Here is an 11,468-nt window from a genome sequence, read left to right as displayed (position 1 = left end):
CGCTTGAGAGAACTCGGGTGAAGGAACTAGGCAAAATAGAACCGTAACTTCGGGAGAAGGTTCGCTCTTGACAGTGAAGTCCCTTGCGGATGGAGCAGTTGGGAGTCGCAGTGACCAGATGGCTGGGACTGTTTATCAAAAACACAGCACTCTGCAAACACGAAAGTGGACGTATAGGGTGTGACACCTGCCCGGTGCCGGAAGGTTAATTGATGGGGTTAGCGCAAGCGAAGCTCTTGATCGAAGCCCCGGTAAACGGCGGCCCGTAACTATAACGGTCCTAAGGTAGCGAAATTCCTTGTCGGGTAAGTTCCGACCTGCACGAATGGTGTAACCATGGCCATGCTGTCTCCACCCGAGACTCAGTGAAATCGAATTCGCCGTGAAGATGCGGTGTACCCGCGGCTAGACGGAAAGACCCCGTGAACCTTTACTACAGCTTGGCACTGAACATTGAACCTACATGTGTAGGATAGGTGGGAGGCTTTGAAGGCGTGACGCCAGTTGCGCTGGAGCCGTCCTTGAAATACCACCCTTGTATGTTTGATGTTCTAACGCAGGGCCCTGAATCGGGCTCGCGGACAGTGCCTGGTGGGTAGTTTGACTGGGGCGGTCTCCTCCCAAAGAGTAACGGAGGAGCACGAAGGTTGGCTAATCCTGGTCGGACATCAGGAGGTTAGTGCAATGGCATAAGCCAGCTTAACTGCGAGACGGACAGGTCGAGCAGGTACGAAAGTAGGTCATAGTGATCCGGTGGTTCTGAATGGAAGGGCCCATCGCTCAACGGATAAAAGGTACTCCGGGGATAACAGGCTGATACCGCCCAAGAGTTCATATCGACGGCGGTGTTTGGCACCTCGATGTCGGCTCATCACATCCTGGGGCTGAAGTCGGTCCCAAGGGTATGGCTGTTCGCCATTTAAAGTGGTACGCGAGCTGGGTTCAGAACGTCGTGAGACAGTTCGGTCCCTATCTGCCGTGGGCGTTGGATGATTGAAGGGAGTTGCTCCTAGTACGAGAGGACCGGAGTGAACGAACCTCTGGTGTTCGGGTTGTCACGCCAGTGGCACTGCCCGGTAGCTAAGTTCGGAATCGATAACCGCTGAAAGCATCTAAGCGGGAAGCGAGCCCTGAGATGAGTCATCCCTGACCCCTTGAGGGTCCTAAAGGGCCGTTGGAGACCACAACGTTGATAGGTGGGGTGTGTAAGCGCAGTGATGTGTTGAGCTAACCCATACTAATTACCCGTGAGGCTTAACCATACAACACCCAAGAAGTGTTTCTGGCCTTGTAGCGAATGAACGAATTACTTACGTCAGCTTTCTCAGATTGAAGATTTTTGCCTGGCGGCCATAGCGCCGTGGAACCACCTGATCCCATGCCGAACTCAGAAGTGAAACGCGGTAGCGCCGATGGTAGTGTGGCATTCGCCATGCGAGAGTAGGACACTGCCAGGCACCCAATTTCAAGATTACGCCCAGCGTGGTCTTTACCGGTTAGTGTGCTGATATGGCTCAGTCGGTAGAGCGCATCCTTGGTAAGGATGAGGTCCCCAGTTCGATTCTGGGTATCAGCACCATTAAATAGAAAGCCTCCCTGAAAAGGGAGGCTTTTTTGCATCTGTCATTTTTGTGATATCCCCTTACATTCCCTATTCCCACAACCCCCTCTGCTTGCAGCCGACACTGTTTATCTGCTGATTTGAGTCCCGGTGTGTTACTCATTTGACTGTTATTGATGGTTTTATCCAGAGATTTAACCATGATTGATTGACGTAAAACGTTTTACATGTAAAATCCGGCGCGTTTTGCCTATTACGTGGAGAAAGAGCATGGCGCAGGATAACGAATACTGTTTGGGGGCGGTACCCGCCAAAGGGCGCAAAGGTGTGCTGTCGTTGATGCTGGTGATGCTCGGCCTGACCTTCTTCTCTGCCAGCATGTGGACCGGTGGTGCGCTGGGCACTGGGCTGGTGTTCGATGACTTCATCAAGGCGGTACTGATCGGCAACTTGCTGCTGGGTATCTACACCGCTTGTCTCGGTTATATCGGTGCCTCAACCGGTCTCTCTACCCATCTGTTGGCGCGCTACTCGTTTGGGGTGAAAGGTTCCTGGCTGCCATCCCTGCTGCTGGGTGGCACTCAGGTCGGCTGGTTTGGCGTGGGCGTGGCGATGTTTGCCCTGCCGGTACAGAAGGCGACTGGGATCGATGTGAACTGGCTGATCGCCATTTCGGGCATGTTGATGACGGTGACCGTCTACTTCGGGATCTCCGCCCTGATGGTGCTGAGCTTTGTGGCCGTGCCGGCCATTGCGCTGCTCGGCGGTTACTCGGTCTGGCTGGCGGTGACCTCGACCGGTGGCATGGCGGCGCTGCAGCAGGTACAACCGACCAATCCTATCGAGTTCACCACGGCGCTGACCATGGTGGTCGGTTCCTTTATCAGTGCAGGAACTCTGACCGCCGACTTTGTCCGATTTGGTCGCAAACCCTGGGGCGCCGTCATGATTACCATGGTGGCGTTTTTTTTGGGCAACACGCTAATGTTCGTCTTCGGCGCAGCCGGTGCGGCGGTGACAGGGCAGGCCGATATATCGGAAGTGATGTTGATGCAGGGTTTACTGATCCCCGCCATTCTGGTGCTGGGCCTCAATATCTGGACCACCAACGACAACGCGCTCTATGCCTCCGGCCTCGGTTTTGCCAACATTACCGGCCTCAAGAGCAAGCCGCTCAGCGTGATCAACGGCCTCATCGGTACCGCTTGCGCCCTCTGGCTTTACAACAACTTTGTCGGCTGGCTGGCCTTTTTGAGTACGGCAATTCCGCCGATCGGTGGCATTATCATCATGGATTTCCTGCTCAATCGTGAGCGTTACCGTCAATTTGCCGATCAGCAGTTCGAGACGGTGCGCTGGCAGGCGCTGGTCGCCACGGCAGTCGGGGTGGCTGTCGGCAAGTGGCTGCCGGGCATAGTGCCACTCAACGCGGTATTGGGCGCCGCCTTCACCTATTTCATTCTGGTTCGCCTCACCCAGCGGCCGGTTCTGGTACAGGAAGCTAGCAAATGCTGATTCAACATATTCGTTTGACCGATCGGGAAGGGTTGTGGCAGCTCCGTTGTCAGGATGGGGTCATCACAGCCATCGAACCCCATGACGAACATGCCGTCGCCGGTCGGGTGCTGGACGGGGAGGGCGGTCTGGCGATCGCTCCCTTTATCGAACCCCACATTCACCTCGATACCACCCAGACAGCGGGCGAGCCGAGCTGGAACCTCTCCGGCACCCTGTTCGAGGGGATCGAGCGCTGGGCCGAGCGCAAGGCGCTGCTGACCCATGAGGATGTGAAACAGCGCGCCATCCAGACGCTGAAGTGGCAGATCGCCAACGGCATCCAGTTTGTCCGTACTCACGTCGATGTCTCCGATCCCAATCTGGTCGCGCTCAAGGCGATGCTGGAAGTGCGGGAAGAGATGAAGGAGTGGGTGGAGCTGCAGATCGTCGCCTTCCCGCAGGAGGGGATCCTCTCCTACCCGAATGGCAAGGCACTGCTGGAGGAGGCGCTCAAGCTGGGTGCCGACGTGATTGGTGCGATCCCCCACTTCGAGTTTACCCGGGAATATGGGGTCGAAAGTCTGCATTACATCTTCGATCTTGCCGAGAAGTATCAGGTTTTGGTCGATGTGCACTGTGACGAGATCGATGACGAGCAGTCCCGTTTTATCGAGACGCTGGCGACCCTGGCCTACGAGCGGGGTATCGGTCATAGAGTCACCGCCAGTCACACCACCGCCATGCACTCCTACAACGGCGCTTATGCTTCCCGCCTGTTCCGGCTGCTGAAGATGGCGGACATCAACTTCGTGGCCAATCCGCTGGTGAACATTCACCTGCAGGGACGGTTCGATACCTATCCCAAACGCCGCGGCATTACCCGGGTGAAGGAGATGCTGGAGGCGAACATCAACGTCTGCTTCGGTCACGACGATGTGTTCGATCCCTGGTACCCCATGGGCACCGCCAACATGTTGCAGGTGTTGCACATGGGGCTGCATGTCTGCCAGATCATGGGCTACGAGCAGATCAACGACGGTCTGAAGCTGATCAGCAGCCACAGCGCCCGCACCCTGAACGTGCAGGATCGTTATGGCATAGAGGTGGGCAAACCGGCCAACCTGTTGATCCTGCCTGCCGACAACGGCTTCGATGCGGTGCGCCGTCAGGTGCCGGTGCGTTACTCGATCCGCCACGGCAAGGTGATTGCCCAGACCCGCCCGGCCCAGACCGAAATCGTGCTGGGTGAGCCAGAGCCCATCGATTTTCGCCGCTGAGATTTCAATCAGGCTGGATGACGATTAGTTCCGCCTCTGGGCACAAGGGCCGCCATTGCGACATAATGGCGGTCTGACCCTGAGGGAGTGACACCATGCAAACCTGGTTCTATGTTGCTGCAGGGGGCGCCATCGGCGCCTGCCTTCGTTTTGGGATTGCCGAACTGATGGCCTTGCTGCTGGGGCGCCACTTTCCTTACGGGACTCTGGTGGTCAACGTGGTGGGCTCTTTCATCATGGGGGTAGCGTTCGCCCTCATCAGCCACGGTCATGTGGTAGAACACCCGATGAAGCCGCTGCTGATGGTGGGGATCCTCGGTGCCCTGACCACGTTTTCTTCCTTTGCCCTCGATACGGTAGTGCTGGCTCAACATGGAGCCTATCTGAAAGCGCTGCTCAATATCGGTCTCAATCTCTTCCTCTGTCTGGCCATGGTGGTGCTGGGCATGCAGTTGGTTGCGAGCCGGGTTTAAGGTGTCCGGACGCCAGTGGCTCTGGTAAACTGGCGGCCATTCTTTGCTCTATGGGTGTTTAAGGGATGTCAGAACAAGCAACGACAACGCATTTTGGCTTTAAAACCGTGGCCGCGACCGAGAAGGAAACTCTGGTAGCAGGTGTCTTCCATTCGGTGGCAGCCAAGTATGATCTGATGAACGATCTGATGTCGTTCGGCATCCACCGCCTGTGGAAGCGCTTCACCATCGACTGTTCCGGTGTGCGCAAGGGCCAGAAGGTGCTGGATCTGGCCGGTGGTACCGGTGACTTGACCGCCAAGTTCTCGCGCATCGTCGGCGAAACCGGTCAGGTGGTGCTGGCGGATATCAACGACTCCATGCTGAAAGTGGGCCGCGACAAGCTGCGCAATTTGGGGGTCGCCAACAACGTCTCCTACGTGCAGGCCAATGCCGAGGCGCTCCCCTTCCCGGATAACCACTTCGACGTGATTACCATCGGCTTCGGCCTGCGCAACGTCACCGACAAGGACAAGGCGCTCGCCTCCATGTTCCGGGTGCTCAAGCCGGGTGGCCGTCTGCTGGTGCTGGAGTTCTCCAAGCCGGTCAGTGAAGTGATCGCCAAGCTCTATGACCTCTACTCCTTCAAACTGCTGCCGAAAATGGGCGAAATCGTCGCGAACGACAGTGAAAGCTACAAATATCTGGCAGAGTCTATTCGTATGCACCCGGATCAGCAGACCCTGGCCGGCATGATGGAAAATGTCGGTTTCGAGCAGGTGGAGTACTTCAATCTGACTCAGGGTGTGGTCGCCCTGCACCGCGGTTACAAGTTTTAAGGTTGCCTATGCCGATGGATGCCATGGTCACCGCGGTGATCGAAACCAGCCTCAACCAGTTGCTGGTGCTGGACAAACAGAGTCCGGAGCGGCTGCGCAAACTGGTGGGCAAGGTGCTCAAGCTGGAGCTGCGTGAACTCAAGCCGCTCTGGTTTGTCTTCTCCGAGCGTCGGCTGGATGTGCTGGCCCAGCATGAAGGGGAGGCCGATGCGGTGCTTAGCCTGTCGCTGACCGCCCTCGGTCTGCTGAAAGACCCGTCCGCTCTGACCCGCTATATCCGTGAGGAGAAGCTGGATCTGAGCGGTGATCCCCAGCTGGTGCAGGCATTTAGCGTGCTGCTGGGTGAGCTGGATATCGACTGGGAGGAGGAGCTGTCGCGCTATACCGGCGACGTGCTGGCCCACACCCTGTTCAGTGGTGCCCGTCAGGCGCGTCGCCTGGTCGGTCGCGAGCTGTGCCGCACCCGCAGCCAGCTGGCGGAATATCTGACCGAAGAGGCCCGCCTCGCACCCGGCCCGCTGGAAGTGGCGAGTTTCAACGATGACGTCGAGGTGCTGGCCCAGCAGCTCAAGGCCGTCGAACTGCGGCTGGCCCGCTTCGAACAGCAGGTGACCTGATGACCCCGAAGGAGTTCAAACGCCTCTATCGCATCATCACCATCCTGCTGGAGCAGGGCATCGACGAACTGGTGCCCGCCCGCTATCAACCCTGGCCGGGTCGTCTGGCCCGTCGCTCCCTGTTCTGGCTCAAGAACAAACAACCGGATCTCAGCCGCGGAGCCCGCATCCGCCTCGCCTTCGAGGCTCTCGGCCCCATCTTCATCAAGTTTGGCCAGATGCTCTCGACCCGCCGCGACCTGCTGCCGCCGGATATCGCCGAGGAGCTGGCCCTGCTGCAGGACAGGGTGCCCCCCTTCTGTGGTCAGGCGGCGCGCCAGCAGATCGAGCTGAGCCTGGGTTGTCCCATCGAAACCCTGTTTGACGACTTCGACGAGACGCCGCTGGCGTCGGCCTCCATCGCCCAGGTGCATACCGCCCGCCTGAAGGAGAGTGGCCGCGAGATCGTCATCAAGGTGATCCGCCCCGATATCGAGCCAGTCATCGAGGCCGACCTGCGACTGATGCAGGCGCTGGCCCGTCTGGTGGCCCGCTTCGTGCCCCAGAGCGCGCGGCTGCGCCCCATCGAGGTGGTGGAGGAGTATCGCAAGACCATCCTCGACGAGCTGAATTTGATGCGCGAAGCGGCCAACGCCATCCAGCTACGCCGCAACTTCACCGGCTCCGAGGCGCTCTATGTGCCTGAAATCATCACCGATCTCTGCCGCGAGCAGGTGCTGGTGATGGAGCGCATCTACGGTATTCCGGTCTCCGATATCCCGGCGCTGGAAGCCAACGGCACCAACATGAAGCTGCTGGCCGAGCGCGGGGTAGAGGTCTTCTTCACTCAGGTGTTCCGCGACAGCTTTTTCCACGCCGATATGCACCCGGGCAACATCTTCGTCTCTTACGAACACCCGGAAAACCCGCTCTGGATCGGCATCGACTGCGGCATCGTCGGTACCCTCAATCGGGAAGATAAACGCTATCTGGCTGAGAACTTCCTCGCCTTCTTCAACCGCGACTATCGTCGGGTGGCAGAGCTGCACGTGGAGTCGGGCTGGGTACCGGCAGACACCAAGGTGGACGAGTTCGAGTTCGCCATCCGCACCGTGCTGGAGCCCATCTTCGAGAAGCCGCTCTCCGAGATCTCGTTCGGTCACGTGCTGCTCAACCTGTTCAACACCGCGCGCCGCTTCCATATGACGGTGCAGCCGCAGCTGGTGCTGCTGCAAAAGACCCTGCTCTATGTGGAAGGGTTGGGGCGTCAGCTCTACCCGCAACTCGATTTGTGGCAGACCGCCAAGCCGTTCCTCGAAAACTGGATGCACGAACAGGTCGGGCCCAAGTCGGTATTGAACGCCATCAAGGAGAAGGCGCCATTCTGGGCCGAGAAGCTGCCGGAGCTGCCGGAGCTGGTCTATGAGACCCTGCGTCAGACCCGTCATCAGCAGCGTCATTTCGACCAGATGTTTGCCGAGTTCCGTCGTCACAGCCGTCGGCAGGGGCAGGCCCGCTACCTCTTAGGGGTTGGAGCCAGCCTGCTATTGGCGGGTGTATTCTTGCTGACCCAAAAACAACACATTGAGTGGGGACAAGCCAGTCTCGCCGGTGCAGCCCTCTGCTGGCTGGTCGGCTGGTTGCGAACCCGTTCCCATTAATCAACAACCGCGCCGTCAGGCGCCTGTTCTGGAGAGAAAATCATGGGTGGTATCAGTATTTGGCAATTGTTGATCATTGCAGTCATCGTCGTGCTGCTGTTCGGTACCAAGAAACTGCGCGGCATTGGCGGTGATCTGGGCGCGGCGGTCAAAGGGTTCAAGAAAGCCCTCTCCGACGAGCCGGCTGATGCCAAGGCCGGGCAGAAAGATGCCGAGTTTCCCCCGAAACAGCTGAACGAAGCGGCCACTCAGAGCAGTGAGACCGCCAAACAGAAAGACAAAGACCAGGCCTAAGCCATGTTCGATATCGGTTTTTGGGAGCTGGTCGTTATCGGTGTGGTAGCACTGGTGGTACTGGGGCCGGAGCGGCTGCCGGTTGCCATCCGAACGGCTACCCACTGGATCCGCCTCATTCGTTCGACCGCGAACTCGGTCAAGTCCGAGCTGGAGCAGGAGCTCAAGTTGCAAGAGCTGCATAACGACCTCAAGAAGGCCGAACAGTTGCAGATGAGCAATCTGAGCCCCGAGCTGCAGGAGTCCATCGAACAGCTCAAAGCGGCGGCCCAGTCGGTCAATCGCCCCTATCAGGTGGAGAATGAGATCCGTCCGCCGCGCCCCGAGCCGGTCGCCCAGGCTGAGCCTGCCACGCCGGTGGAGCCTGCGGTGCAGCTGAGCCACGAGGTGCCACCGGTCAACAGCCAGCGGGAGAGCGAGCCGGTGCCGGTCAGCGACTCCGCAGTAAAAGGGGAGGTGAAGCCATGAGTCAGGCCGAACAACCCCTGATCAGCCATCTGGTTGAGCTGAGAACCCGTTTGCTGCGCTCCATTACCGCCATCCTCGTGGTGTTTCTGGCGCTGATCTACTTCTCCAACAACATCTACGACTTCGTGGCCCAGCCGCTGCTCAGCCAGTTGCCGGAAGGGACCAGCATGATAGCGACGGATGTGGCGACCCCCTTCCTGACGCCGATCAAGCTGACCCTGGTGGTCTCCTTCTTCGTGGCGATCCCCTATCTGCTCTATCAGGCCTGGGCCTTTATCGCCCCCGGTCTGTACCAGCATGAACGGCGCCTGATCATGCCGTTGGTGGTCTCCAGTGCCCTGCTGTTCTATGCGGGGATGGCGTTCGCCTACTACGTGGTGTTCCCGCTGGTGTTCGGTTTCTTCACCAGCACAGCACCCGCAGGGGTGACGGTGGCTACCGATATCGCCAGCTATCTGGACTTCGTACTGACCCTGTTCTTCGCGTTCGGGGTGGCGTTCGAAATTCCGGTGGCCACCATACTGCTCTGCTGGACCGGCGTGACCACACCGCAAAACCTGAAGGAGAAACGTCCCTACGTCATCGTCGGGGTGTTTGTGGTCGGCATGTTGCTGACGCCGCCTGATGTCTTCTCCCAGACCCTGCTTGCCATCCCGATGTGGGCGCTGTGGGAGATAGGTCTGTTCTTCGCCCGCTTCTACGTGAAGAAAGAGGATGAAGAGCAACAGGAACAACCGGATGTGGAGAGCTGAGGCTCTGTTCGTCACCTGTTTGCCGGACGGCGAGAGGATGACGAAGTCCGCAGGAATAGCAGAACGAGGGGAGCTGAGGCTCCCTTCCTCTTTTCATGCTCCCGTTCGAGGCGTATGGTAAGACCCCATTCGGTAGATGGTTTTCAAATACCTGATATGTATTCCTTTTGTTCGGAACGCCTCATCCCATGATCGATATCGGTTTAAACCTGACCAGCAGCCAGTTCGCCGGCGAGCAGGCTGAGCTGGTGGCCCGTGCCCGTGCCGCCGGAGTGGAGGCGCTGATCCTGACCGGTACCGATCTGGACGGCAGCCGCGAGAGCGCAGAGTTGGCCGCCCGCTGGCCGGGCTACTGCTTCTCCACCGCCGGGGTCCATCCCCACGACGCCAAGAGTGTCGATGCGGCGACCCTGCCCGCCTTGCGCGAGCTGGCGGCGTTGCCGCAGGTGGTGGCCATCGGCGAGTGCGGCCTCGACTACAACCGCGACTTCTCCCCCCGCCCGGTGCAGGATGCGGTATTCGACGCCCAGCTGGCACTGGCTGCCGAGCTCCGGATGCCGGTGTTCCTTCACTGCCGCGATGCCCACGCCCGTTTTATTGAGATCCTCCGTCCCTGGTTGCCGAAACTACCGGGAGCCGTGCTGCACTGCTTCACCGGTTCCGACGAGGAGCTGGACGAGTGTCTGGCGCTGGGGCTGCATATCGGGGTGACTGGCTGGCTCTGCGACGAACGCCGCGGCCAGCTGCTGCGCGAACAGGTGGCCCGTATTCCGGCCGGTCGGCTGATGATCGAGACCGATGCCCCCTATCTGGTGCCGCGGGATCTGAAACCGCGCCCGAAACGCAACGAACCCGCTTTTTTGCCGCACATCGCCCAGGTGGTGGCGGCCTGTCGTGGTGAAGCGCCCGAGGCCTTGCTGGCCCATACCCGGGCCACCTCCGCCGCGTTCTTCCAACTTCCTCTCCAGGAGTGATTCATGGCTACAACTCTTCCGGGCGCCTTTCCGGGCCGCCGCCTGCGCCGTCTGCGCAAACATGATTTCAGCCGTCGTCTGGTGCGCGAGAACGTACTGACCGTCAACGATCTCATCTATCCGGTGTTCGTGCTGGAGGGGGAGAACCGTCGGGAAGCCGTTCCCTCCATGCCGGGGGTGGAGCGTCTCTCCATCGATCTGCTGCTGGGGGAAGCCGCCGAGCTGGTGGAGCTGGGCGTACCTGCTATTGCCCTGTTCCCGGTCACTCCGCTGGAGAGCAAGAGCCTGATGGCGGAAGAGGCCTACAATCCAAACGGACTGGCCCAGCGCACCGTGCGTGCCCTCAAGGCCCGCTTCCCGGAGCTCGGGGTCATCACCGACGTGGCGCTCGATCCGTTCACCACCCACGGGCAGGACGGCATTATCGATGACGAAGGCTATGTGCTGAACGACATCACCACCGAGATCCTGATCAAGCAGGCGCTCTCCCATGCCGAGGCCGGGGTCGATATCGTCGCGCCGTCCGACATGATGGATGGCCGCATCGGCGCCATCCGCGCTGCGCTGGAAGAGAATGGCTTCATCAACACCCAGATCATGGCCTACTCCGCCAAGTACGCTTCCTGCTACTACGGCCCGTTCCGCGATGCGGTTGGCTCTGCCGGCAACCTCGGCAAGAGCAACAAGGCCACCTATCAGATGGATCCGGCCAACAGCAACGAAGCCCTGCACGAAGTGGCGCTGGATATTCAGGAAGGGGCCGACAGCGTGATGGTCAAGCCGGGCATGCCCTATCTGGACGTGGTTCGTCAGGTGAAGGATCAGTTCGGCGTGCCGACTTTCGCCTATCAGGTCAGCGGCGAGTACGCCATGCACATGGCGGCGATCCAGAACGGCTGGCTGAAAGAGAAGGAGACCATCATGGAGTCTCTACTCTGCTTCAAGCGGGCCGGGGCCGATGGCATCCTCACCTACTTCGCCAAGCGCGTGGCGCAGTGGCTGAAGGAAGATGCCCGTTAAGCCGGGTTGAAGAGATAAACGAGAGGGGGAGCCGATGGCTCCCCCTCTGTCGTTATGGCTCTCTTTTGGTCACGAGC

At 59.3% G+C, this 11,468-nt stretch carries 11 protein-coding genes, 1 tRNA gene and 2 rRNA genes (1 of these 14 only partly in view); all 14 read left to right on the top strand.

Features of this window, described 5'->3' with window-relative positions; genetic code table 11:
• A 23S ribosomal RNA gene (locus I6L44_RS16435) occupies positions 1–1,262 on the top strand (it extends 1,631 nt beyond the left edge of the window).
• 80 nt (positions 1,263–1,342) lie between these two features.
• Positions 1,343–1,457, top strand: a 5S ribosomal RNA gene (gene rrf, locus I6L44_RS16430).
• A gap of 46 nt (positions 1,458–1,503) precedes the next feature.
• A tRNA-Thr gene (locus I6L44_RS16425) sits at positions 1,504–1,579 on the top strand.
• A gap of 252 nt (positions 1,580–1,831) precedes the next feature.
• Positions 1,832–3,076: a cytosine permease gene (gene codB, locus I6L44_RS16420; RefSeq protein WP_216952449.1), complete on the top strand. Its 1,245-nt coding sequence runs from the start codon at positions 1,832–1,834 to the stop codon at positions 3,074–3,076.
• Positions 3,070–4,335, top strand: coding sequence for a cytosine deaminase (locus tag I6L44_RS16415; protein WP_216952447.1), 1,266 nt, complete (start codon positions 3,070–3,072; stop codon positions 4,333–4,335). Before codB ends, I6L44_RS16415 begins: the two co-directional genes overlap by 7 nt.
• 95 nt (positions 4,336–4,430) lie before the next feature.
• Complete coding sequence (gene crcB, locus I6L44_RS16410; protein ID WP_005339378.1) at positions 4,431–4,808, top strand: fluoride efflux transporter CrcB; 378 nt, start codon at positions 4,431–4,433, stop codon at positions 4,806–4,808.
• 65 nt (positions 4,809–4,873) lie between these two features.
• Entirely contained in the window at positions 4,874–5,626 is a 753-nt protein-coding gene (ubiE, locus tag I6L44_RS16405) for a bifunctional demethylmenaquinone methyltransferase/2-methoxy-6-polyprenyl-1,4-benzoquinol methylase UbiE (protein WP_005342396.1), read from the top strand.
• 8 nt (positions 5,627–5,634) lie between these two features.
• Positions 5,635–6,243, top strand: a complete 609-nt coding sequence (locus I6L44_RS16400; RefSeq protein WP_129504992.1) for an SCP2 domain-containing protein — start codon at positions 5,635–5,637, stop codon at positions 6,241–6,243.
• Positions 6,243–7,883, top strand: coding sequence for a ubiquinone biosynthesis regulatory protein kinase UbiB (ubiB, locus tag I6L44_RS16395; RefSeq protein ID WP_005339383.1), 1,641 nt, complete (start codon positions 6,243–6,245; stop codon positions 7,881–7,883). Before I6L44_RS16400 ends, ubiB begins: the two co-directional genes overlap by 1 nt.
• A gap of 42 nt (positions 7,884–7,925) precedes the next feature.
• Positions 7,926–8,177, top strand: coding sequence for a Sec-independent protein translocase subunit TatA (gene tatA / locus I6L44_RS16390; protein ID WP_216952445.1), 252 nt, complete (start codon positions 7,926–7,928; stop codon positions 8,175–8,177).
• A 3-nt stretch (positions 8,178–8,180) separates the two neighbouring features.
• Positions 8,181–8,645 carry a Sec-independent protein translocase protein TatB gene (tatB, locus tag I6L44_RS16385; protein ID WP_167570570.1) on the top strand — a complete coding sequence of 155 codons (465 nt, stop codon included), beginning with the start codon at positions 8,181–8,183 and terminating at the stop codon, positions 8,643–8,645.
• Positions 8,642–9,397 (top strand): twin-arginine translocase subunit TatC, encoded by a 756-nt coding sequence (gene tatC / locus I6L44_RS16380; RefSeq protein ID WP_040098487.1) that lies wholly within the window; start codon positions 8,642–8,644, stop codon positions 9,395–9,397. The genes tatB and tatC overlap by 4 nt, the downstream gene beginning before the upstream one ends.
• Positions 9,398–9,585: 188 nt before the next feature.
• Entirely contained in the window at positions 9,586–10,371 is a 786-nt protein-coding gene (locus tag I6L44_RS16375) for a TatD family hydrolase (RefSeq protein WP_107683504.1), read from the top strand.
• Between the two features lie 3 nt (positions 10,372–10,374).
• Positions 10,375–11,391, top strand: coding sequence for a porphobilinogen synthase (hemB, locus tag I6L44_RS16370; RefSeq protein WP_158114365.1), 1,017 nt, complete (start codon positions 10,375–10,377; stop codon positions 11,389–11,391).
• The last annotated feature ends 77 nt before the right edge of the window (positions 11,392–11,468 follow it).

Source organism: Aeromonas sp. FDAARGOS 1414 (assembly GCF_019047065.1).
In the GTDB taxonomy this organism is placed as follows: Bacteria; Pseudomonadota; Gammaproteobacteria; order Enterobacterales; family Aeromonadaceae; genus Aeromonas; species Aeromonas veronii_A.
The sequence above is the reverse complement of the archived record's forward strand: the minus strand, read 5'-3'. Positions and strand labels throughout refer to the sequence as shown.